Annotated in this window: 20 protein-coding genes; 5 read left to right on the top strand and 15 right to left on the bottom strand. The window is 50.3% G+C overall.

What is annotated here, in order from left to right:
* Positions 1-93 precede the first annotated feature (93 nt).
* The gene (locus AC0YN4_RS10080) at positions 94-930 is read right to left on the bottom strand and encodes a phytanoyl-CoA dioxygenase family protein (protein WP_475835719.1); all 837 of its coding nucleotides are present in this window, start codon (positions 928-930) and stop codon (positions 94-96) included.
* Between the two features lie 128 nt (positions 931-1,058).
* On the opposite strand from AC0YN4_RS10080, the gene AC0YN4_RS10075 reads away from it, so the two are divergent.
* The gene (locus tag AC0YN4_RS10075) at positions 1,059-1,898 is read left to right on the top strand and encodes a helix-turn-helix domain-containing protein (protein ID WP_475781336.1); all 840 of its coding nucleotides are present in this window, start codon (positions 1,059-1,061) and stop codon (positions 1,896-1,898) included.
* 290 nt (positions 1,899-2,188) lie between these two features.
* On the top strand, positions 2,189-3,187 hold the full coding sequence (gene desA / locus AC0YN4_RS10070) for a Delta(5) desaturase DesA (protein ID WP_475835718.1): 999 nt from the start codon (positions 2,189-2,191) through the stop codon (positions 3,185-3,187).
* Between the two features lie 82 nt (positions 3,188-3,269).
* On the opposite strand, the gene AC0YN4_RS10065 is transcribed toward desA, so the two are convergent.
* The 3 genes from AC0YN4_RS10065 to AC0YN4_RS10055 form a co-directional block, all read right to left on the bottom strand.
* A complete protein-coding gene (locus tag AC0YN4_RS10065; protein ID WP_475835717.1) occupies positions 3,270-4,811 on the bottom strand; it encodes a DEAD/DEAH box helicase in 1,542 nt (513 codons plus the stop codon).
* 24 nt (positions 4,812-4,835) lie between these two features.
* The gene (locus AC0YN4_RS10060; RefSeq protein ID WP_475835716.1) at positions 4,836-5,609 is read right to left on the bottom strand and encodes an SDR family NAD(P)-dependent oxidoreductase; all 774 of its coding nucleotides are present in this window, start codon (positions 5,607-5,609) and stop codon (positions 4,836-4,838) included.
* Between the two features lie 109 nt (positions 5,610-5,718).
* The gene (locus AC0YN4_RS10055) at positions 5,719-6,180 is read right to left on the bottom strand and encodes a chemotaxis protein CheX (protein ID WP_475835715.1); all 462 of its coding nucleotides are present in this window, start codon (positions 6,178-6,180) and stop codon (positions 5,719-5,721) included.
* 153 nt (positions 6,181-6,333) lie between these two features.
* Here AC0YN4_RS10055 and AC0YN4_RS10050 point away from each other — a divergent pair, with 153 nt between their 5' ends.
* Positions 6,334-7,338 (top strand): zinc dependent phospholipase C family protein, encoded by a 1,005-nt coding sequence (locus AC0YN4_RS10050; RefSeq protein ID WP_475781331.1) that lies wholly within the window; start codon positions 6,334-6,336, stop codon positions 7,336-7,338.
* 2 nt (positions 7,339-7,340) lie between these two features.
* Here the strand turns inward: AC0YN4_RS10050 and AC0YN4_RS10045 are convergent, their stop codons facing one another.
* Positions 7,341-8,351, bottom strand: a complete 1,011-nt coding sequence (locus AC0YN4_RS10045) for an HRDC domain-containing protein (RefSeq protein ID WP_475781330.1) — start codon at positions 8,349-8,351, stop codon at positions 7,341-7,343.
* A 251-nt stretch (positions 8,352-8,602) separates the two neighbouring features.
* On the opposite strand from AC0YN4_RS10045, the gene AC0YN4_RS10040 reads away from it, so the two are divergent.
* Positions 8,603-8,899 carry a DUF3055 domain-containing protein gene (locus tag AC0YN4_RS10040; protein WP_475781329.1) on the top strand — a complete coding sequence of 99 codons (297 nt, stop codon included), beginning with the start codon at positions 8,603-8,605 and terminating at the stop codon, positions 8,897-8,899.
* An 85-nt stretch (positions 8,900-8,984) separates the two neighbouring features.
* A complete protein-coding gene (locus AC0YN4_RS10035) occupies positions 8,985-9,245 on the top strand; it encodes a hypothetical protein (RefSeq protein ID WP_475781328.1) in 261 nt (86 codons plus the stop codon).
* Between the two features lie 65 nt (positions 9,246-9,310).
* Here the strand turns inward: AC0YN4_RS10035 and AC0YN4_RS10030 are convergent, their stop codons facing one another.
* The 10 genes from AC0YN4_RS10030 to AC0YN4_RS09985 all read right to left on the bottom strand — a co-directional run bounded on the left by AC0YN4_RS10030 (position 9,311) and on the right by AC0YN4_RS09985 (position 23,042).
* Positions 9,311-11,785 (bottom strand): glycoside hydrolase family 38 N-terminal domain-containing protein, encoded by a 2,475-nt coding sequence (locus AC0YN4_RS10030; protein ID WP_475835714.1) that lies wholly within the window; start codon positions 11,783-11,785, stop codon positions 9,311-9,313.
* 171 nt (positions 11,786-11,956) lie between these two features.
* Positions 11,957-12,622, bottom strand: a complete 666-nt coding sequence (gene wrbA, locus AC0YN4_RS10025) for an NAD(P)H:quinone oxidoreductase (RefSeq protein WP_475781326.1) — start codon at positions 12,620-12,622, stop codon at positions 11,957-11,959.
* A 56-nt stretch (positions 12,623-12,678) separates the two neighbouring features.
* The gene (locus AC0YN4_RS10020) at positions 12,679-13,215 is read right to left on the bottom strand and encodes an NAD(P)H-dependent oxidoreductase (protein WP_475835713.1); all 537 of its coding nucleotides are present in this window, start codon (positions 13,213-13,215) and stop codon (positions 12,679-12,681) included.
* Positions 13,216-13,491: 276 nt separating this feature from the next.
* Positions 13,492-15,333 carry a glycoside hydrolase family 127 protein gene (locus tag AC0YN4_RS10015; RefSeq protein ID WP_475835712.1) on the bottom strand — a complete coding sequence of 614 codons (1,842 nt, stop codon included), beginning with the start codon at positions 15,331-15,333 and terminating at the stop codon, positions 13,492-13,494.
* Positions 15,334-15,400: 67 nt separating this feature from the next.
* Complete coding sequence (locus AC0YN4_RS10010) at positions 15,401-16,267, bottom strand: carbohydrate ABC transporter permease (RefSeq protein ID WP_475781323.1); 867 nt, start codon at positions 16,265-16,267, stop codon at positions 15,401-15,403.
* 21 nt (positions 16,268-16,288) lie between these two features.
* Entirely contained in the window at positions 16,289-17,239 is a 951-nt protein-coding gene (locus AC0YN4_RS10005; RefSeq protein ID WP_475781322.1) for a carbohydrate ABC transporter permease, read from the bottom strand.
* Positions 17,240-17,321: 82 nt separating this feature from the next.
* Positions 17,322-18,680 carry an ABC transporter substrate-binding protein gene (locus AC0YN4_RS10000; RefSeq protein WP_475781321.1) on the bottom strand — a complete coding sequence of 453 codons (1,359 nt, stop codon included), beginning with the start codon at positions 18,678-18,680 and terminating at the stop codon, positions 17,322-17,324.
* Between the two features lie 35 nt (positions 18,681-18,715).
* A complete protein-coding gene (locus AC0YN4_RS09995; RefSeq protein ID WP_475835711.1) occupies positions 18,716-20,707 on the bottom strand; it encodes a right-handed parallel beta-helix repeat-containing protein in 1,992 nt (663 codons plus the stop codon).
* A 65-nt stretch (positions 20,708-20,772) separates the two neighbouring features.
* Complete coding sequence (locus AC0YN4_RS09990; protein ID WP_475781319.1) at positions 20,773-21,783, bottom strand: LacI family DNA-binding transcriptional regulator; 1,011 nt, start codon at positions 21,781-21,783, stop codon at positions 20,773-20,775.
* Positions 21,784-21,956: 173 nt separating this feature from the next.
* The gene (locus tag AC0YN4_RS09985) at positions 21,957-23,042 is read right to left on the bottom strand and encodes a Gfo/Idh/MocA family protein (RefSeq protein WP_475781318.1); all 1,086 of its coding nucleotides are present in this window, start codon (positions 23,040-23,042) and stop codon (positions 21,957-21,959) included.
* Positions 23,043-23,067 lie beyond the last annotated feature (25 nt).

Below are 23,067 nucleotides of genomic sequence, written 5' to 3'. Positions count from 1 at the left end.
CGGAGAGTAGCCGAGCATTTAAGGGGGTCATGGTCAAAATAAAGTTCGTCCGTTCGTCAAAAACCGAGGTTTGACGCGGAAAATCAGCTCTTATTATTCCTCAGATGACGAGTATGCAAGGGGGAAATATTGGTTGTCATACAGGTCGCCTTCCTTAGGACGAGGGCCCAGCAGACGGATATTATCGACATTCTGAGTTCTCTTATAAGCCGTTCCTTGCGGAATATAATGCGCAACGATGCTAAGGCGCGGGTCGTTGGAATAATTTTGTCTGGATCCGTGGATCGTATACGAATGGTGGAAGCTCACTTGGCCTGCTTTGAGAATAAGCGGCTCTTCGCGCCATGGCTTCTCATCGACTTCCATTTGTTTCTTCACTGCTTCAAGCTCCGTGTTGAAGAAGCCGTCGGAGTTCAGAAGTCCCCATTTGTGCGAGCCTGGAATCACTTGCATGCAGCCATTGGACAGATCCGTATCCTGCAGCGCAATCCAAGCCGTAACTAAGTTTGTTGTGTTCGTGCATTGCCAGTACACATAATCCTGATGCCAGCCAACGTTGCCAACGGATGTTTGCTCGCCTTTGCCGGTACCCGGCTTGTAGATCGCTTGGTCATACCAAACGCGAACTTCGTTCGTGTTCATCAAGTTTGCCGCCAATTTGCCGAGTTTGCGAGCGGTTACCGTTTTGTACACCTCGTCGTTGATCCACCAAGCATTGTCGATCTTGCGCAGACGGGTCGGATTGTCGCTCGGGAACCATTCCGTAAGCGGGTAAGCGTCACCGTCGAAATCTTGATTCCAAATGCGATCATGCGCTTTGCGCAGCGCTTCTACTTCTTCTGCATCGAAGACAACCGGACTAATCCAGTAGCCGTTTTCCTCGTAAAATTGTTGATCTAGCTTCGCTTGTTCCGCCGTGATAGGTTTCATTGTTTTCGCTATCCCCTTTGACATTCAATTTGTATATCCATACATAGAATATACAGTCATCATCACGATATGTATTGTATGTCTACTTCTCCATTTGTATAATTGTAAGATGAATTGGAGGGGTTAGCATGCATGGCGACAACCAGCCTCGCATCGGCGTAGAGGCTCTGATCAAGTTGGTCGATCAGAACTGGAACCATATTCGTATCCATTCCTGCGGGTTCTGGGAGAACTTAGGCTGGGATGGTCCGGGCAGATGGTTCGAGCTCAATTACTTGACCGGCGGGAGCCAGCTTGTCATCCAAGACGGTCAAGCCGTTCAGTTGAATCAAAGTGACCTGCTTGCTGTGCAAGATACGCTTCGGAACAGCTCCTGCGCAGGCGGACAGTTTCGGCTTTATTATATCGGCTTCTACTCGGACAAAACGGAGATCAATACGGCGTTCCGCGAATTGTTCGCCAGACTGAAGCTGGATACTCGGCCCATGGCGCTTCAAGGGCTGCAGCAGGATTATCAGGCGATCATGGCTGATTTGAACTTAGGACGGCAGGATTCGGTCCTTGTGAAGCAGCATTTCCTGCATTTGCTCGTGCGCATCTATCATGGTGCGGCGCAAACCTCGCAAAGTGCCCATCATAAACTCATTCATGCGGTCATGAATGACTTGCATGAACGAGTAAATAATGCAGGCGAGCGGCTGCTGCTTAGCGAAATTGCAGCGCGTTATTCGCTGAACGAACGCTATCTCAATCAGCTGTTCAAGCAAGAAACCGGCGTCACGATCGGTATCTATATGAATGCAATCCGCCTCGAGCAGGCCAAACGGCTGCTCGAAACGACATCGATGCCGATCACGGCCATCGCGCACGCCGCCGGATTCTACGACGGCGCGCATTTCAGCCGCACGTTCAAGGGCAAGGAAGGCGTTTCACCGCAAGAATATCGGGCGATGCAGCGGAATGGCTAAACCATTACGGACCCGTGGCCTCTTAGTGGACGCGATATGCAGTCTCAGGCTACCTCTCTTGATTACTTTTCCCCGCTTCCTCAACTACCTCACACAGTTACCTCTCTCCTCTCTACCGCCAACCTCTGCACACTCCCACCAGCTTTCTTCCAGCCCGGCCTGAAATGACAGTCCCCGCCCCGAGTCGTGGTGAATAATGGACCTGCGGCGGATTTCCCGTGAAACGATACGTAATAAGATTAGTCCCAGGAACGGTATACCACCGTGCATCGCAACTTAGGAGGCCATTCATGAACCAGGTCAAAATCTCACAATTGAAACAATCGATCACCCCATACGAGAAACCTCATACGAAATCGAGCCTCATTCAGCTTGCCAATACACTGGGTCCACTTCTTCTCCTCTGGTATGCAGCCTACGCGAGTCTTTCTCTATCCTATTGGATCTCACTTCCGCTAACCTTCGTCGCTGCCGGATTTTTAGTCCGGACGTTCATTATTTTTCACGACTGCTGCCATCAATCATTCTTTAGAAACCGTAAAGCCAATGATATCCTTGGCACCGTCTTAGGCGTGATGACACTCTTTCCCTACCATCAATGGAAGCAAAGCCACTCCATTCATCATGCCACGAGCGGGAACTTGGATAAGCGCGGAACCGGCGATATGTGGATACTCACAGTAAACGAATATAACGCTGCTCCTTTACGTAAGAAGCTTGCTTACCGCGTTTACAGACATCCATTCGTAACGTTCGTTATCGGGCCGATCTTCGTGTTCCTTTTTACATACCGATTCAACCGCAAAGGCGCAAAACGCAAAGAGCGCCTGAATACGTATTTGACTAATGCATCCGTAATTGCTTTATATGCGTTATTGACCTGGGCGGTTGGTTGGCAAGCCTTCATCTTAGTTCAGGGTCCGATATTCTTCGTCTCCGGCTTGCTGGGCGTGTGGCTGTTCTATGTTCAGCATCAATTCGAGAATTCATATTTCGAGCAAGACGAGGAATGGAACTTCGTCCAAGCTGCCGTCGAAGGAAGCTCCTATTACAAGCTTCCGAAGCTGTTGCAATGGATGACGGGCAATATCGGGTTCCATCACGTCCACCATCTAAGTCCGAAAGTGCCGAACTATCATCTGGAGAAAGCCCATCAAGCCTCTCCACCCTTGCAAAAGGCGACCACAATTACGATTGGCACGAGTTTAACGTCGCTTCGATTCCACTTGTGGGACGAAAACAGCAAATCGTTCGTTAGCTTCCGCGATCTTCAGCGTTTGTCCGGCTAATCCCGTGCCGCTCGCCCAAGAACACAGAAAAGGCCGCCTCACAAGCAGCATAATGCTGCATCTGAGGCGGCCTTGCTTCGACCTATTGCTGCTCGCCGTCGCGCTTCGCTTTCAGCCACTTCGGGGCGCCTTTGTTCTTGCGCTCGCGCTCTTGATCGCGCTTCGACTTCGTCGGCTTCACCGACTGCTTCGCTGCCGGCTTCGCAGCAGCCTGCGGCCGGCCGGCCGGGGCCGCACCGCCGATTCGCTCGCCGCCGGAGCCGCTTGCCTCCGCGCTTCCGCTAAGGCTCGCCGCAGCAGGCCGCGAATCGGCCGCCGTCGCCGGGCGCGCCGGTCGAGCGCCGAAGGCTGCGCCGGCTTTGCCCGCGCTCGCTCCTGCGCCGCGCGCCGCTCCGCCGAAGCCAGCTCCGCGCTCCCCGGCTCCACCACCGCTTCGCCCTGCTCCAGCGCTCGCTCCGCCAAAGCCCGCTCCGCGACTGCCCTGCTCCTCACCTGGATTCCACAGCTTCCCGTGAGACATCGTCTTCTCCTGCAGCTCAATACCAAGCTGCTTGCGGAATTTATCCATAATGAACAGCTGATTGCGCGTCACAATGGAAATGACCGTGCCTGGCTTGCCCATCCGGCCCGTACGGCCTGAGCGATGGACATAATGATCCGCATCCAATGCCGGATCAAGATGTACAACCAGCGGCAAATCCACAATATCGAGTCCGCGAGCCGCAACATCCGTTGCGACCAGCAATTGAAGACGACCTTCACGGAAACGAGTCAGCGTCGAAGCACGCTTCTGTTTGTCCGCATCGCCATACAGCGTCTCCACACTAAACCCTTCATAGCTCAGCTTTGCTTCATAATTGGCAATCTCATCCGTCTCGTTAATGAACAGCAGCGCAGCAGTCGGCTTCAGCATCCGAATGAGCTTCCTCGCGGTATCGGCCTTATCCCGACGTTCACATACGACAAAATAATGCTTCACCTGTTTGCCTGCGTTCTGATCCGCCGTCACGTCCACGCGCTGAGGATCCTGCATCCAGCGTGCTTCCACATCGACCATTGCCTGCGGCCTTGTTGCCGAGAAGAACGCAATCTGCCGGTCGCGAACCATGCCCCGCAGCAGCGTTTCCACCTCGACAGTCGAGCCCAAATTAAACACTTGATCCGCTTCATCGATAATGACGAGCCGGATATGATGCAGCTTTAGCTTGCCGGACTTCACAATTTCATGAATACGTCCCGGCGTACCAATAACAACATGGGGATGCTGGCGCAGCTTCTCGACCTGACGCTGCATCGATGCGCCTCCAATGAGCTGCTGCGTCTTCACGCCAATCGCTTCACCGTAGATTTCGGCAACTCTAAAAATTTGCATCGCCAGCTCCTGCGTCGGCGCAAGCACCATGACCTGCACATCCTGTTTGGTCACATCCACACGCTGAAGCGCGGGCAGCATATACGCAAGCGTTTTACCGGTCCCGGTCTGTGATTTGGCAGATACATCATGCCCTGCTAACAGAACCGGTATGGTTGCCGATTGTACCGGCGTCGGTTTCTCGATTTGATTCGAAATCAGTGTTTCTACCAGCTGCGGATACAGCTGCAATGTTTCCCATGTCACGTTCATCAAACTCCTCATCTGCTTGCTATCCTATTTCCGATTCAACCAGCGTCCTGCGAGCCTGTCTGCCAAACGCGGAAATAATCCATAAATCCGAATACCGATGGATGCCGATCGCGGCAAGTCCACTTCCGGCTTTCTCCGTTTCATCACTTGCACAATCACTTCCGCCACACGCGCCGGCTTCAGCATGAAGCCTTGTACTTTGCTCGCATAATGGCCTTGCGGGTCTGCTATATGTAGAAAAGGGGTATCGATCGGCCCCGGATTAATCGCCGATACATAAATATTCATCGAAGCAAATTCCGATCGCATCGCATTAGTCAGCCCAAGAACGGCATGTTTGGTTGCCGCATAACCGGATGACTTCGATGTGCTAAGTTTCCCAGCCATAGAGGCGACATTAATAATATGGCCCTCGCCTTGCTTTTGCATAATAGGCAGCACTGCCTTGGTACATCGAATAATGCCCATATAGTTCGTATCCATCATCTCATGGAATCGCTCGATCGGAGCATCCGCAAACAGCTCAAATACCCCATAACCCGCATTGTTCAGCAGAATATCGATCCGGCCAAAGTCCTTCGCGATTTGCTGCACCACGCGCTCAACCTCATCATTGTTGGTTACGTCCATCCTATAGCAGCCATTCCGGCCTCCGATCGCATCAGCGGCCTCGCGAAGCTTATCCAGCCGTCGTCCGGTAAGGATCGGAATCGCCCCGGCTGCCGCCAGCAATTTGGCCGTTTCCGCGCCAATCCCGCTCGCCGCGCCGGTAATAAGTACAATCTTCCCATGCAACATCGTGATCACCTGACTTTCAGTTTACTGCAACAGGTACAAATAGGCAAAATAGGACCGCTACTTATGGCCCTAAACACGAAAAAAAGCTCCACTGGGAGCTCGAATCGTGTTACGATGCAATTAGTACCTGGATGTCCAGCTCTCCGATTCCATCCATAATCAGCGGAATGGTTAACGCTTTCGAAGCTTTAAATTCAGTCGCCTGTGATGAAAGTACCAGCTTCGGAGGGGTAATATCGACGCGAACTCCTTGATTGAAGAGCATCGTGCTGGCATTACCGCTAATCATGTTGCCAAGCTCCGATATTGCGCTTTTGCCCATCTCATCCATTTCCGAAATCACATATCCGCCCATCATAGCCGACACCATTTTCAAAGCTACTTCTTCACTTAATCCAAATACAATATCACCCTTCATTTGACCGTTTATACCAATTTGTATCCAAATATAATCATGAGTGAATTTAACTTCTTTCACACCGAGCTGACCAGTGGAAGGCCGAATTTGGATGACTTGTTCGATGACTATTTTAGCGGACTCTAAGAAGGGATTAATATATTCAGCCTTCATCGTGAGGTAGCGCCCCTTTTCGACTTGATTCGATGGCATTCGTCTTTACCAATGATTATACAAGAATTGTTAGGTCAAGTATACTACTCAATTCGAGCTAAAGTTTAAAGATTTGTAGAAATGCGTCGAACAAGAGTCTCAGGGAGGATAACCGTGCCGAATGTATGGACTCATTTTCTATTCGGGCAGCAATGCCTGCAAGTGCTTGGTGAACAGCATCTAATTGCTGCGCCGCACCGAAAAAATATGTTTAATATGGGCTGTCAGGGCCCGGATTTTCTATTCTATCATCACTTCCTGCCTTGGCAGAGAGGGAAAACGATGAGTCAGCTCGGGAGCGAGATGCATCAATTCCACTGCGGCCCCGTTCTTCTGGACTTATTGGATGCTCTGGATAGTACATCTGATGCAGATGCTGCGGCGAGAGACGATGCGCTTGTCTATACGCTGGGTTTTGTGCTGCATCATTTATTGGATCGTGTCATGCATCCTTATGTCTTTAGCCGTTCCGGCTCTCGCAAATGGGATCATCAACGCTTTGAAGTCATCATGGATACACTTATTGTTCGCAAGCTGCTTGGGGCGGAAACGTGGAAGACTGAGGTATGGCGCGAAATTAACAATAAAGGGGAGCTGCCCGCTTCCGTCGTGGATGCGTTCGAGCAGATTGCTGCAGTTCATTATCCGAAGCTTGCACCTCTAATACGCCGTGAATACTGGACCGGCGCCATGCGTGACATGATTGCGGCGCAGCGGTTATTCTATGATCCTACCGGGATCAGACGTTTGCTTACGTTTGGTCAAATCGAACCTTTCGTCTATAAACGCGATCCTTTGCAACTAGATATATTAAACGAGTCCCACGCGCCTTGGCTGGACCCGGTCGATGGGCATACGCTGCATACGGAAAGCGTATGGGATTTGTGGGATGTTGCTTTGGCAGAAGCGACAACGGTCATAAGGGCTATTCTGGCATGGCTTCGAGAGCAAGACCCGCTGGCGCCGATTCTTGGCAGCAGTGAAATTCCTTCCCCCTCCAAACATCAGCTCCGAGAAGCGGTCGTTCAATTGATAGCCAACCGCTCCTACGAAACAGGACTTTCTTGTGACTGTGGGGCATCCATTCAATTCGAAGATCCGATCTGGTCGACGATCTGATCTTAAGATACTTGATTGATCTTCATCCGGCGATAACGAAGGCGAATCAATCTTAAGCGATCATAGATCAGATCAAGTGATTTCCCCTTGCCTTGCACCGCTTCTTCACCATACACACGCTGCAGCACCGGCTTCAGATAGCGGTCACCAACAGCTATCATCGCATCCCAGACAAGCTGCTGCTCCGACTCCGGCATCGATTCCAGCTCTCGCTCGATAAGCGGCTCTATATCGTACCCTTCTGTCTCCAGCTTCTCAATGCGTTCCATGAGATCTCTGCGAGGCAGATCGGTCTGAGCGAGCAGCCCCTCTAAGGAGTTGCCCTCCGCAATTCCGCGAAGCAGCTTCTGCTTCTCCTGCTGGCGATCCATCTGCGATTTATACTTATTTTCCTTCTGCTTATACACCCACTTAATGTAGACCTTAGGATCAATTGCCGTAGATACCCAGTCCAGCGGAAAGCTTCTTTCGCGCTCAAAGGTCCGCGTAATGGCAAGCACTTCTTCCGCATATGCAGCCTGCTTCGTCTCGCCCCATCCGGGTATTTGCAGAAGCTCTTCAGGCTGATGCGGTACAAAACTGCTGATCATCCAGAGCATCCGATTGGATGCGATGAGATAAGCCGATTTCTTTCCCTCCACCGCTTTCAAGCGGCGCCATTCGCGAAGTGCTTCGAACAGAACGGGATCGGTGTTCATTTCCCCATAACATTGAATCATCGAATACAAACTGCCCAGCCCATCCTGACCGCGGCGTTCCTCCAGCATCCCATCAATCAAAGGCGTATAGCCTTCACCCATCTGAACGGCGATGCCATGGCGGAATGCCGTCATCATTTCTTCCCACGAGCTGCCTTCAAACCAAACGGCTTGCTGCTCATCTTGCCCGTTTGCATACGACTCCGTCCAAATAACCGACCATACACCGTTCTGCTCGCAAATGGACAACTGTGCTTGTTCGGCACGGCTGCCTTGTCCTGCTTTCTCAAATGTGTTCAAAAATACGACCTGCATGCAGGTCCACCTCCACCCGAAAATGTGTTTGATCAAACGCCGAAACACCGGAAAACACAAAAAAGCACCTCTAACGCCATAGATATGGCGAAAGAGGTGCTTCCTCACGATGCAACGATTTGATTGCCCAAATCATAGCATAGCCGACTAAGCATGACAAGAGTCAATTTTCCAATTCATGGCTATGAGCCTGATTGCCCCGCCGCAGAAAGGAATGCTATGATAGATGCAGAATAAAGGAGGAACTCGAAATGCTGCTGCCTGATTATGATTTTATGTCCGATACAACGGAGCAAACAACAACCCGCTTCGTTACTTTTATAACGCCGAACCTGAAGCGGTTCGATCTGGCTATTATGACTACCAACCGGTTCTACGGCAAGAAGCTGATCACAGAATTGCAAAGCGGAAAGACTGCGATCGTCGGTCAAGACGATTTGGACGAAGAGGGCTACCTGGAATTCACGTTTAAATTGACGGAAGAAGAGGCCGCCGATCTTAAACAATTTTTAGAATTTGTGGTGGGAACGGTGCATTTTACCGACTGACCTCGGGTACACTGTAACGGTCATGAAGAAAGGGCTACCGCCTTTTCTTTTATTTAAACCAATAGCCGCCGCAGGAGGAATCTGCATGTTTATGAAAGAAAACCGTCAGCCCTATACAGATTTGAAGTCGGTCGAATCTCAGCGAAACGATCTCAATGCACAAGAGTTTCCCGATGGACCGTATGGTTCGAAGATTGTGTCCGAATCGCTTAGCAAAGGCAAACCGTGGCGAGTCGATCAACGGCCGCCGAATCGGTTTGATTACGAGAACCGCGAGCTGCATGCAGGCATATACCGTGACTACCCCGGTGAGGACGTTTATCCCGATGCAATGGATGAGCCTTAATCACTCTCACAATGAAAACCCGCCAGAGAAGGAAGCACTCTCCTCCTCTGGCGGGTTTTCGCACTTCAATCCTCTTCCATCAGTGAACCCTCGGAAATCGTTCCTTCACGAACAGAAACACGGAAGGTCTTCACCTCAAATGGTGCAAGCACAACGTTGCAAGTGATGCCGAGCATCGGAATCTCCAATTCCGTCTCCCGTGGACTTCCGGTTGGCTCGAACAGGCGAAGCACATAATCATCACTGCGTTCCATTTGCTTGAAGGCTCCCAGTTGAACGACATCATCCTTCAATATAACGAGCGGTTTTATTTTCTCTCCGCGGCCGGATGGGAAGAAAGACAACGCGTAAGGGGCTTCATTACGCTGAACCGCCTCACGATCAATGGCGTTAAGACGCTCATTCGCGGCACCGCCGTTCAGCCAGTACGTAAACTCCCGTTCCCCTTGATCAATGCGCGGTGAGAAACGATCCTGCACAATAAGCGGGCGATCCATAATCGGGTGAGTCGTGTAGCCTGGGCTGCGCAGCAGCGTTGGACGAATTGCACCATCTCTGAAGTCTGAACCATAGGTCCCATTATTAATTAAGGTCAAGGCAGCCTTCTGCTGTGCCGAATGAGCAGCGGTCCACTTCTGCGCCACAGCTTCTTGTCCTGTCGTATCCAGCGTCTGCACACCATACACCGTTTGACCGATATACGCAGCATCCGAGAACATCGTTGGAATGGACAGCTTCAGCATCTTGTCCTTTTCATTCCAGAACACCCGTACATGCACTTCGAGCTCGCTGCCCTGTTTAGGGAGTTTGTACGTAAGAACCAGTTTGGAATTCTGATAAGCAAGAACAGCTTCAACTACAGTTCGCACAGCTCCGTCTTCGACAACCCGAACGGATGGCAGCAATGCATGACGCAATCCGGAGAAATCAGAGCCTGCTCCCTTATCCATCAGCTGAAACGAACCGATATCCGGCTCAAACCGGTTCGTGTCCATCCGCCATGGATCCTCATTATCAGCGACAACGACCGGCTGGAATGCACGTTCCTTCACATACGAAACACCATCTACCAGATAAGCATCAAGCAAGCCTGTACTTGTATCGATAACAGCTTCCATTCGACCGTTCGAGAAACGAATCGCATGCTTGTCGACTTCAAGCTGCGGCTGCGGTTTGGCAGGGAGCATCTCAATTCGGCAATCGAAGCGATTCATCGAAGAAGGCGCGAGCTCCGCATAGAACACGGCACGTTTCCGCCAATCCAGATTAATATTGCTGTGCTCCTTCTCAGGCTGAGAAGGAACTCTCTTGCCGTCTTGATAAACAACGGGCATCGAGAATTCGTCCTTCCAGTTCTGGTCCGCCAGCATAAACTCGCAAGCAAACACACCGGCTACCGGGAATGGATGCGGGTTATAGATGAGAATCGGATATTCGCCTTCCTCTGCCTTCGGTTGTCCGGCTGCTAATCCGAAGAAGGCTCTCGCCTTCAGTCTCGAGACGATTTCAAGTCCATGTCCGAGCAGACGCAGGGATGCATCCTCGGCAGGCTGTACCGATGAGCCCGGTAATATATCATGGAACTGAGCAGTGAGCAGATCATAGGTTGCCTGCTGCAATTCCTCTCTTGGATAGGTAAGTTTGCCGGCAATTGCAGCGGCAGAGAGCATTCTCTCCGTTACATAGAGCTCATTCTCGAGCAAACGATGCTTCTGCTTAATTCGAATGATGGACGTATAACAGCCGACAAACCTTGGATTCAAATCATTCGCATGGCCCGGCAATTCTGCCGCCTGCACAGCCAGCTCTGCAAAATATTGCTCCGGAGATGAATGTACGATTTGAACATCGCTCCGCGTTTCCATCAGCTTGCCGATTTCGTCTAAATCGACGCGGGAAGGGCCGCCTCCATGATTGCCAACCCCCCATAACATCAGGCCAAGCGGCTTGCCTTCATGGCTGCTGAGCCAGTTCTCGATGGACTTACGCGCTTGACCCATAAGGGTATTATAGAAATAAGTCTGATGAGCCATCACCTCGGAGCCGTCAAATCCGATCCATCGAAATTCCCGCTCCGGGCCAACCGTATGATCATCGGGACGCATAAACAGATAAGAATCGTAACCGGCTTTGCGCATGAGCTGCACTAAACCGCGGGAATGTCCGAAAGAATCGAAGTTGATTGCCGTAGTCGGCCTTGCGCCGAATTTCTCCGAGAAATAAACTCTGCCATGCAGCATCTGCCTGACGATCGATTCCCCTGAAGGCATATTGCAGTCCGGCTGAAGATACCATCCGCCCATGATATTCCACTTGCCTAGGCGCACCAGCTCTTGAATTTCCTCGAACAATTCAGGCTCATATTCCTCTATCCATTTGTAGAGAATCACTTCATTATGATTGAAAACATACCCATCGTATTCCCTGCAAAATTCAGCGGCGGCGCGAAACGTAGAAACTGCAGCGGCAGCGCCCTCTTCCCACTCCCACTGCCATACGGGATCCAAATGCGCATTGCTTAGCAAGTGAAGCTTGGCCATCCGTTCATCCTCCCAGATCGATCGTACCGATGTTTGTTAGAAACAAATAATGTTCCTTTCAAACTTACGATACCTTACAATGGCAAACTTGTATATAACAAAAAAACAATCCTACGGCTACTAACAGCCACGTAGGATTGCTTGTTCTTCATTCCATTTCATTGCGAATGCTTATTGTGCTGCAAATCCGCTCTTTAACGCTCTGGCTATCGTCACATTACGTTTGGCTTGATGTTCGGCAGCAGCGCGAACGTCTTCCTTCATTGCTCCATCTTGATCTACGGATACACTCGTGCCATAAGGATTTCCTCCCGCAACAAATACGGATGGATCTGTAAATCCGGGAGCGACCACGATCGCACCCCAGTGGTACATGGACGTGTACAACTGAAGAATGGTTTGTTCTTGTCCACCATGCGGATTCTGAGCAGAAGTCATGGCGCTCACGACTTTATTCACTGTTTTACCTTGGAACCATAGTCCGCCGGTTGTATCGAGGAACTGTTTCATTTGGGCCGGAAGATTACCGAAGCGAGTCGGCATACTAAAGATAATAACATCCGCCCATTCCACGTCCTCAAGTGTCACAGTCGGGACATCTTTGGTTGCTTCAAGATGACTTTTCCAGGCTGGGTTCGTATCAATGACGGACTGAGGCGCTGTTTCCGGTACTTTTACAATTCTCACATCTGCCCCGGCTTGACGCCCACCTTCAGCCGCCCATTGCGCTAACTGATAGTTAGTTCCATTCGAACTATAATAAATAATGGCTACATTCACTTTTGTTGATGTCATTGGTGTGGTCCCCTTATTAAATAATTTCTGCAAAAAACTCATTGTAGTATCCCTCCAAATTACGTTACTCTATTCAAGCCTTGCTATCCGACTTACAATTATTGCTGAGCAGGCTTCACTGTTCTAAGATAATGCACATAATCGATGCTGCTCTGAACTAATCGTTCATTCGTAACGTCTGAAGTATCATTCAGCGAGAAGTGAGGCAGATAAGTAGCACTGATAAACTCAGTCAGCGCCTCTATCGGACGCAGTATTTCTTGCAGTGTAAAGCGATTGAACCCGGTTGGTTGAAATGACTCTGCAGTGCCATAAGTCGAAATAGCTACGCCAATTTCTTTACCTGCCGTTTTGGTGGCATTTGGTCCATAAGCCCAGTTATAAAGCAATACCTTATCGAACCATTTCTTCAATAACGGCGGTGAGCTGTACCAGTACAGGGGATATTGAAAAATAATCCGATCATGGTCTTCAACCAACTTCTGCTCCCTCGGAACATCGATAATCTCGTCAGGATACTCCTTGTATAACTCATGAATCGTAATATCACCTTCGTCTTGAACGGCCTTCAACCAAGCTTTATTCCAGTTGGAGGCTTCAATGTTCGGATGTGTAACGATGATCAAAGTTTTCATTATTGGGTTCATCTCCTTGTTGTATCTTGGTGCTTCTACCTATTGAAAGATAGTTAAATGATTGAAGTTTAATCATTTCCTTAATTGACGAATTCCCGCGCGATCCGCTGCATCTTCACAGCAATATTTTCGCTCGGCTGATTGTTCATGTTGCTATTCTATCTTTTAGTAGATAGCCTGTCAATATCCAAATCCTCTCACTTAGCAAACACGATTCAACAAAAAAGCAATCCGCTCGGCTAACTTCGCCCAGCAGGATTGCTTCACTTCCATACATTATGAACGATAAAGCCGTGTTTCGTCTGTCTTCTCCGGCAGCCATACTTTCATTTGGCCGGCATCCCGATTATCCCACGCGTAATAAGGAATCGCCTTGAACTTTTGATCACCGCTCGGTTCTTCGGCATATACGGCTAAGACACCTTGCAGCAACTCCGGCTCATATACGGTACGGAACCGGGTAGCGACCGTTACGCGTAGTGCGTCATAGCTCGCATTATCGATCTCTTCTATACAATAGACGAGCGGTCCGCGTTGCAGTGCGACTTTCCCCTCATTGGCCAAGACTAGCGGATGCGAGTAAACCCGCTCAATCTGCATCGTCAACTCAAGCGTAATTTCGTCTCCGGGCTTCCATTCGCGTTGCAAACGAACATAGCCTTTCACGATTTGAGCATCAGCGATTTCCAGATCCCCGACCGACAAACGGTAGGATTTGCACCATGCCGGGATACGCAGTTGAATGCCGTACGCTCCTGCTTCTCCATCTTCCACGCGCAGCTTGATTCGACCATTCCATGGATACTCCGTCACTTGACGCAGCGTAATTGAGCCAGCTAGCAAGTGAAGTTGGCCGGTTCCCTCCACGAATTGATTGACGATAATGTCATTGCCTCGGGTCGCATAGACATACCCGCCGATGGACGGAATGAACCGTGCGATCTGCGTCGGACAGCAAGAGCAGTCGTACCAAGGTACTCGGTGATGCGTCCCGTCAGACTCCAGCGGATTGACATAGAAGAACTTGTCGCCGGACAAGGATACGCCGGCAATCGAACCGTTATACATCGCCCGCTCGACGATGTCTGCGTATTTCGAATCGCCATGCAGCAAATTCATGCGATGGTTCCACATCACCATCCCGATCGATGCGCAAGTTTCGCAATAGGCGCTGTCGTTAGGCAAATCATAATCTGCGGTAAACCCTTCATTATGGCGAGAAGGGCCAATACCGCCTGTTATGTACATATTCCGGTCGACGACGTTAGACCAAATACGATTCAGTGCCTCTATGTAACCTCGATCTCCGTTTAGCATGGCAGCGTCCGTCATCCCTGCATACATGTACATCGCACGTACGGCATGACCGGTTACAATCGATATGTCCCGTACAGGCACGTCATCCTGCGAATAAGCGGCGCCCCAATCCGAACGATCCCAGCTGTAGCCGACACCATGGCCGTGACCGCGTTCTTCCAACAGCCAATAAGCCAGCTTCCAGTAGCGCTCTTCTCCTGTTTCGACGTACAGCTTCACAAGGGCCAACTCGATTTCTTGGTGACCCGGAACCCAGTGGCGCTTTCCCGGTCCAAACAAGGAATCGATATGATCAGCTACCCGGATCGCAACATCGAGGAACAATCTTTTGCCAGTGGCCTGTTTATAAGCAATCGCTGCTTCGATCATGTGGCCGGCACAGTACTCCTCATGCTTATTCATGTCCGTCCATTTCTTCTCCGGTTCGGCAAGTGTAAAGTAGGTTTGCAAATAACCGTCTTCTTGCTGCGCCGCGGCGATCAGCTCGATAATCCGATCAGCTTGCGCTTCCATCTCCTCATCGTGCTCAATCAAGAGGGAATAAGCGATCCCTTCCAACACTTTATAAACATCGGAATCATTATAGAAAATCCCTACAAAGCCGCCTTCCTCAAGGCCTCCGGCTTTGGCGAAATTCGATATTCTGCCTGTAGCCTCGCACTGGGCCAGACATGCTGTAATCGTCGATTTCTGTGTCGCCTTAATCCGATTGCTCCAGAAACGATCCTCGATGGAAACGTTCGTGAACGGAATTGCTGTCAACGTTTGGTACGGTAACGCTAACTCTTTCAGTACTGTCATACCGGCTACGACTCCTTCGATTCAGGTAGTGGATTTGGTTAGCGAGGGATTCATGCCGGCTGTTCGATTAGCCCTTCATCCCCGTCAGTGAGATCCCTTGTACAAAGTAGCGCTGCGTAAACAAGAAAACGAGCAGCACCGGAAAAATAACGAGCAGCGACGCGCCCATCTGAAGCGGCCAATTCGTCGTATATTGGTTTCGGAATACAGACAACCCTACCTCAAGCGTACGCATCTCAACCGTATTCGTGACGAGCATTGGCCATAAGAAATCGGTCCAAACTCCCATGAACGTAAACACCGACAACGTGGCAATCGCCGGCTGCGACAAGGGGAGAATGATGTTCCAGTAAATCCGAAACTCGCTGCAGCCATCGATTCGCGCCGCATCCTCGGTTTCCTTGGGCAGGCTGTGGAAGAACTGCTTGAGCAGGAAGATCCCATATGCGCTGCTGAGGAAAGGAATAATCTGAGCGGCATAGGTATCCAGCCAGTGGAATTTATAAATCATGACATAAGTCGGGATCGTCGTGACCTGCGAAGGTATCATCATGGTCGCGAGGAACAGAACAAAGATTGCGTTGCTTCCTTTAAACGGAAGCCTTGCGAAGGCGTAAGCAGCCAACGAACAGAATATCACCTGTCCGATAACAACGCTCATCGTTACGAAGACTGTATTGTAGAGAAACCGCAAGAAAGGTGCCGCTTTGAAAATGCTCATATAGTTCTCGAACAACCAACTGCTCGGAATGAATTTCGGCGGAAACTCAAACACGGAATATTCCGGTTTCAGCGACGTGGAAATCATCCATAGAAACGGAACCAGCATCGTTAAACTGACGATTCCCAGTACGACGTACGTGAAGATGTCTGCGAACAGCTGCCCTGGTTTTGCTATTTTGCTGCTATTACCCCTGCTTGTCATCGTGGCCATCGGTTTATCCTCCCTCCCGGCTTAATGCTCATAATTAAATTTCTTCATGAATTTCACTTGAATGATCGTAATGATGAAAATAATCGAGAACAGCAGCCATGATTGTGCGGATGCATACCCCATATTGAACACTCGGAAAGCTTGCTCATAAATGTGATACACCACCACATCCGTCGAGCCGACCGGCCCGCCTTCTGTCAGCATGTAGATAACCGTAAACGCCTGGAACGAACCGATAATGGTCGTCACTGTGAGGAAGAAGACCGTCGGCATGAGCAGTGGAAGCGTGATTGACCAGAAAATGCGCCATTTATTCGCTCCGTCGATACGTGCTGCTTCATATAAGTGCTCGGGGATGCCCTGCAGTCCGGCCAGGAAGATGATCATTTGGTAGCCGATCCCTTTCCAGACGGTTACAATAATGACGGCGATCATGGCCCATTTAGGATCCATCAGCCACTTGGGACCTTCGATGCCTATCTTGCCTAGCAAATAATTTAACAGCCCGAACTCCGGCTGTAATATCCATTGCCATACCATCGCGATTGCTACCGTCGAGGACACAACCGGCAGGAAGAAGAACGAACGAAACCAATACACGCCCTTCATTTTGCGATTCAGCACAAGCGCCACGAGCAGGGAGACCGCAATTCCCGTTGGGACACTCCCGAATACAAAATAAAACGTGTTAACCATCGCATGCCAGAAGTCGGTATCATGGTACATCTTGATATAGTTTTTCAGCCCGACGAACGGCTTCGCCGGCTTCAGAATGCTCCACTTATGAAAGCTGAGATAGAGAGAGAATAGAATCGGAATTAAAGTAAATACGGCGAGATGAATAAAAGCAGGCAAGATGAACAAATAACCGATCGGTTTATCGTCGCCTACTGCCTGTCCCCTCAATTTCTTCCAAAAGCTAGGCTTAGCCAGCTTCTCAGACGGCACGTACGATTGGGAGGCCGATTCCACTGCTGTTTCCTCCTTCTTAGCCGCATAACAGAAATCGGGGGAGCGGAATTTCTCCAATCCCCCGACCTGCGCAGCTTATAAGTTATTCGTCTTTAATGATGGCATCGATCTTCGGTACAGCGGCATCCATGGCTTCTTTCACAGAGATGCCGTTTACGACAACCTGCTCCAGCGCTTTATCGATTTGTGTTTCGATTTCGGCCCATTTCGGATGGATCGAGCCCCATGGCTGACGTGCATATTGCACTTCGTCTACGAACACTTGCTCAATCGGCTTGTCCTTCGCATACTCTTCTTGCACCGATTTCACTGCGGACAATTCCAGCCCCGATTCAACGCGGCCCTTCTGGCCTTCAACCGACTCGGACATGAATTTCGCGAGCTTGTAAGCTGCTTCCTGATGCTTCGTTGAAGAAGCTACGCCCCAGCCCGCTTCATACATAACGGAAACACGCTCTTTATTGCGAGGCAGACCTACGACGCCCAGCTTACTGATATCAAATTTGCCGGATTCTACCGTATCGTTGATACCAAGAAGCGTCCAGTGACCGGAAACTTGCATCGCGACTTTACCGGATTGGAACCACAGATCGCCAAACGCTTTCTTCACCGATGGTGTCGGGGAAACCTGCTGCTTCACAAGATCCGTATACATCTGCCAAGCTTCAACCGTAGCCGGGCTGTTCAGATAACCATCAGCGGTTGTGCCGTCCTTATCGAGCACGTCCGAACCATTTTGCCATACGAATGGAACGGATTTGTAGAAGTAAGGGTCAGCGGACATGCCGTAAATATCGGTTTTGCCATCGCCGTCCTCATCCTTAGTCAGCTTCTTAGCCGTATCCAGGAAGTCCTGCCAGGTCCAGTTATCCTTCGGATAAGCTACACCCGCTTTATCAAACACCTCTTTGTTGTAATACACGACCATTGGGGTGAAACCACGTGGGAACTCATACAGCTTGTCGCCGCGAACGCCGATATTATAAACGTTCTCGAACCACACATCTTTATTGAATTCAGTATCATTTTGCGTAAATGGAGCCAGGTCAAGCAATGCATTATTGTCGATAAATTGCGGCAGTAATACAGAGTCAATCAGGAATACGTCCGGCGCATTGCCGGCTGCGATGGAAGACAGCAGCTTCTGCGTTGCGTCATCGCCTGGAATCGGTTCATATTTGACAGTAATATTCGGATTTTTCTTCATAAACGCATCGATCGCTGCTTGTTCGGCTTTCGCTTCTTCTACAGCCGCGCCGGATGAAACACGCAGCTCGAATTTCTCTTGCGAATCTGCATTCGTTGCATTTGCATTCGTTGTTGCTGCATTCGAATCTGTGCTGGACGTATTTGCGTTCTCAGCATTGTTGCTTCCACAGCCGGCAAGCAGCGTCGTGGCCCCTACTACCGATGCCAACATATAACCTTTCCACTTCTCCATCTACTTTCACTCCCCTTGTATAATGAAATTCTGTTTTATACAAACGCAATCTCGTCGAACAGAATCGTAAAGTTCCCTCCGCAAGAAGCGATCTGTAGCTCAAGTTGGCTAAGCTCATTCAGGTCGGGAAGACCTGCACGGCTTTGCACCCAACCGGTTTGTTCACCGGTAAGCGGGATACGGATGTTGGACCAGCCGCTTCTGGCCTCAGAAGCAATCTGCGTCCATTCAAAGAGCGGGCGAGCAGACACCCATTGCACATATCGGCTGTCATCCTGCTTCAGTCTTACGGTAAATGCGGATGACGGAAATCCGCCCCACGTTTCATGCGAGAACTTGATCCAGAAGCTGAGTTCGCTGTCGTTCTGCGACAAAACTTGGGCAGCCGTCTCGGTCGGAATCGGAAGCTGCAGTCTCACAAGCGACGATGTTGCTTGCAGCTGCAAGGCTTGTCCCTCGCCCGAGAGCGTCTGATCGTCGCTCCTAGTGATAACGGCCGAATGATTCGGAACGACACCGGTCAGAATCGCTTGATTCACCTCTATGCGATGCTTGATTTGTTCTGACGCATGCAGCACATTCAGATCGATCCAGTCCAGATCCGCCGTACCGCTAGTACCAATGACGGTCAAGCCTACACGATAGAAACCGGCCTGCTCATAGAAATGCTCAACCTTCGCTGTTTCCTTAATCGTTCCGTCTCCCATATCCCAGCGATAGGTCAACTGGCTGCCACCTGATGCATCCCGACTTGCGGAGGCATCGAATTGGACGGCATATTGCGCGCGCGGCCGCTCCGTTAACAGAGCTGCCTTGGCAATAGGAGGCTCTCCGTCTGCTTCACCTACGATCACATCTGACACATTGATGTCTTGATAGATGTCTCCGCTGCCGTTACCGGTGATACGGTTCCCGGCAATGTACAGCTGCTTCGCATGCTTCATATAAATGCCGTAGGTGTCGTTGTCGGTTATTTCATTTTGTTCGATAATCCAGTGACTGGTTTCGTAGCCTTCCTTATAACCTATTGCGAGGCCAACGCTCTTATTGTTGTGAATCCGATTGCGTCTCATAGTGAAATGACTGCTGGATCCGTTCACGACTGCAATCCCTGCATTACCGAATTTCTCAGGTGCATTTGCGATTCTTAAACCGTTATAAGCCGCTTCATTCTCGATTAGCACCGCATGGCAGGAGCCGCCAAGCCAGAATCCATAGCTCGAATGGTTGCCCTTATTGCGAACGAAGACGTTGTCCGGATCCCAGACTTCCCAAGCGTTATTGTGAGCATAAGACGCATCATTGCCTTCAAAATAGTTGCCGGTGCTGACAAATCCGTTCAGGGAACGGATGAATACGCCGTCTCCGCCATATGTAAAGTCATTGTTCAGAATCCTGTTATCGTTAGAGCCGCTTTCGATCAGCACGGAGGTCGAGTCTCGTGCATGTACCTCACCGGGGGCGATTCGAATTCCGTAGCTCATCACATTACCGTCAATTTCGTTATGAGATGAACCCCATAGCTTCAGGCAGACGTTCGTGCAATGGGAGAAGATGTTGCCTGTAATCCGATTGCGGTCGGCATATTTTAGATCCAGGCCGTTCCACACTCGGTTGCCTCTGTTTCCGGCGATTACGCTGTCCGAGACACGTTCCAGCATCAACGCGCCTACAGACTCCCCATCACCCCAGCCATAGTCAGGGTCCGTGTAATTATCCGAGAGGTCATTGTTTTCGATTACCCAGCCGGAACCGTTCGTTATTTTCATACCGGTCTTGAATCCATGCAGCTCCAAGCCTTTGACCGTTACTCCGTCATAACCGTTGGAATAAAGCCCTGTACCGTCGTAGGAATGAATGTTGCCGATTTTGCCGCGTCCGCGAATGATGGCTCCGTTGCCGTCAACCGTGACGCCGTTTGCAGCGATAATCAAGCCTTTACTGTTTGGAAAGCTATATTCACCCGGCTCGAAAACAACGTCTTCGGTAATAATCATGCCGGCATATGGCTGAATTACTTTCGTCATCTTGTGATTTACGCCCCCGTTTCTGGAGTGAAATAATCGCTATCGTACCGATCGAATGCCTGCTGCTATCCCTTCAGAGGCGCCGTCGTTTCACGCTCAATTACGTTCCCTCTTACTAGCTGCTTCGCCGTTTTCCCATCCGGCATATGGCCGGTCGTGATCATTTCGCAAAGCACTTTGCCTGCGATAAACCCGACTTCGAACATCGGCAGCGAAATGGTTGTCAATCTTGGCCGTGCATATCTCGCAATCGTCCGATCATCGTAGCCCATGACCGAAACATCTTCCGGAACACGAAGACCACATTCTCTCGCGGCATCGATTATGCCGATAGCCATCATGTCGTTCGCTGCAAATACGGCTGTTGGCGGATCTTCGGAGCGGAAGAGCTCAAGTGCCAGTTGGTAGCCGCTGTCCTCGAACCAATCGCCGTGCTTCACGTATTCGGAGCGGAACGGGATTTGATTCTGATTGAGCGCTTCCTTATAGCCATTCAATCGGCGGATACTGGAATACCAATCCTCAGGTCCGTTTATGTAGGCAATCTTACGATGATTCAGGTTAATCAAGTAGTCAGTCGCATCAAGCCCTCCGGCAAAATCGTCCGTACACACGATGCTGACAGGCTCCTCGGCACTGCTATATCGGTTGATGAGCACGAAAGGCAGCTTAGTGGTAGGCACTTCGGCAAGTGCATCAAGCGTGGAATCCGCCAGAATAACGCCATCCATCTGCATATCCGCGAAGTAATCGATGGCGGACTGCTCATTCTCCGAATCATGATGCACATTCCAGACCAGCATGCTGAACCCGCTCTCACGCAGCGCATGTTCGACGCCCTTGGCAATCATGCCGCTCAATTCATCGGATACATCGTCCGTGATCAATCCGATCATCGAGGAGGACTTCTGTCTGAAATTGCGTGCCAGTAAATTCGGGCGGTAGCCCATCTCTTCTGCAATCCGCTGAATGCGTTCACGAGAATTGCGGCTAATCTTGTCGTTGTCGGCAAGTGCCCGAGAGACCGTAGCCGCGGACATGCCTGCCGCTTTGGCAATATCGTATATGCTTACCACTGGCTTCACCCCTCTCATGGTTCATTTATTCCAATAGTTTGCAATCGATTGCAAAACTTCACAAGTTCACCTGCAAACGTTTACACTTCCTGTCTAGAAGTTATTGTAATCGATTGCATTAATTCCTGCAACGGTTATTTTGCAATCGATTGCAAAAAGATTATAGAGTGGGATTAACTTCGTCCCTCTACGCGAACAGGACTCCCCGTACGGATCGATTGGCGAATGGCTTCCAGCGTTGCGATCGTTTGGAATCCGTCCTCCGCATCCGGCATTGCTCGCGTCCCCTGGTGCAAGTTCCTAGCAAAATGCTCGGTATAATTAACAAACTCGCCGGCATGATGATTCACGCCTTCAAACTGAAAATAGTGATAAATATCCTCGAAGTAGTGCTCCGTCCGTTCCTTCTCGCCTTCGTACTTGATTTGCGCTTCCAGCTGAGGGTATTTGCCGATGAAGGTTCCCTTCGTTCCGTACAAGGCGACTTCAATCCAAGGGCGAGTCTGGTGCAGATGCTCTAAGCCATAGAGACCTAGCACGCGTCCGATTTTGCCGCTCCTGAATTTCAAATTGATGACGAATGTATCGTGACCCTCAAACCCGTTCGCAATCGCAATATCCGATTGGCTGCTGTACGCCGAAACCTCTTCAACATCGCCCATGTACCAGCGAATAAGGTCTACCGGATGTGAGCAGCAGGCGAACAGAAGATCAAAGCCGCCTTCTCGTGCCCATGCCCGTTCATTGTAAAACCAGCGCATATCGTGTACATACTGCGTTTCCGCGAAGCTGAGCGTACCAAGCTTGCCCGCCTCATAAGCCTCGCGCTGATGCTGCATAGGACCGAAGAAACGCGAGCTTTGCCCAACCATAAGCTGACGCTCGGGATTAGCCCGCACATAAGCAAGCACTTCTCTTGCTTCTTCCAACGAATTGACGAGCGGCTTCGTGCAAAGCACATGTTTGCCCGCTTCAAACGATTGGCGAATATGGGTAAAATGCATTTGATCCGGCGTATAGATCGCGACAAAATCAATATCCTCGCGAGCCAGCATAGCCTCAAGGGAGCTGTAAAAGTGAGGAACTGCATATTGCCGTGCGATTGTTTCTGCCAGCTGTTCGTTCGCGTCACATACCGCGACTACCTTCAGCTCCGGATGACCGGCCAATCCCTTTACGAGTCCTTTGCCTTCGCCCAGACCAACAATCCCTATGCCGTACTGGCGGCCGATTGCTGTAAAACGTCCATGTCCTTCCATCCTTCATGCCCTCCTACTTGGGGAT

It is taken from the genome of Paenibacillus sp. J22R3, from assembly GCF_056269305.1.
The sequence above is the reverse complement of the archived record's forward strand: the minus strand, read 5'-3'. Positions and strand labels throughout refer to the sequence as shown.

Bases quoted from the DNA above. Each gene is read 5' to 3' on its own strand.
- AC0YN4_RS10080 (WP_475835719.1), bottom strand. From the start codon at position 930: ATGAAACCTATCACGGCGGAACAAGCGAAGCTAGATCAACAATTTTAC.
- AC0YN4_RS10075 (WP_475781336.1), top strand. From the start codon at position 1,059: ATGCATGGCGACAACCAGCCTCGCATCGGCGTAGAGGCTCTGATCAAG.
- desA (WP_475835718.1), top strand. From the start codon at position 2,189: ATGAACCAGGTCAAAATCTCACAATTGAAACAATCGATCACCCCATAC.
- AC0YN4_RS10065 (WP_475835717.1), bottom strand. From the start codon at position 4,811: ATGAACGTGACATGGGAAACATTGCAGCTGTATCCGCAGCTGGTAGAA.
- AC0YN4_RS10060 (WP_475835716.1), bottom strand. From the start codon at position 5,609: ATGTTGCATGGGAAGATTGTACTTATTACCGGCGCGGCGAGCGGGATT.
- AC0YN4_RS10055 (WP_475835715.1), bottom strand. From the start codon at position 6,180: ATGAAGGCTGAATATATTAATCCCTTCTTAGAGTCCGCTAAAATAGTC.
- AC0YN4_RS10045 (WP_475781330.1), bottom strand. From the start codon at position 8,351: ATGCAGGTCGTATTTTTGAACACATTTGAGAAAGCAGGACAAGGCAGC.
- AC0YN4_RS10040 (WP_475781329.1), top strand. From the start codon at position 8,603: ATGCTGCTGCCTGATTATGATTTTATGTCCGATACAACGGAGCAAACA.
- AC0YN4_RS10035 (WP_475781328.1), top strand. From the start codon at position 8,985: ATGTTTATGAAAGAAAACCGTCAGCCCTATACAGATTTGAAGTCGGTC.
- AC0YN4_RS10030 (WP_475835714.1), bottom strand. From the start codon at position 11,785: ATGGCCAAGCTTCACTTGCTAAGCAATGCGCATTTGGATCCCGTATGG.
- wrbA (WP_475781326.1), bottom strand. From the start codon at position 12,622: ATGAGTTTTTTGCAGAAATTATTTAATAAGGGGACCACACCAATGACA.
- AC0YN4_RS10020 (WP_475835713.1), bottom strand. From the start codon at position 13,215: ATGAAAACTTTGATCATCGTTACACATCCGAACATTGAAGCCTCCAAC.
- AC0YN4_RS10015 (WP_475835712.1), bottom strand. From the start codon at position 15,333: ATGACAGTACTGAAAGAGTTAGCGTTACCGTACCAAACGTTGACAGCA.
- AC0YN4_RS10010 (WP_475781323.1), bottom strand. From the start codon at position 16,267: ATGGCCACGATGACAAGCAGGGGTAATAGCAGCAAAATAGCAAAACCA.
- AC0YN4_RS10000 (WP_475781321.1), bottom strand. From the start codon at position 18,680: ATGGAGAAGTGGAAAGGTTATATGTTGGCATCGGTAGTAGGGGCCACG.
- AC0YN4_RS09995 (WP_475835711.1), bottom strand. From the start codon at position 20,707: ATGACGAAAGTAATTCAGCCATATGCCGGCATGATTATTACCGAAGAC.
- AC0YN4_RS09985 (WP_475781318.1), bottom strand. From the start codon at position 23,042: ATGGAAGGACATGGACGTTTTACAGCAATCGGCCGCCAGTACGGCATA.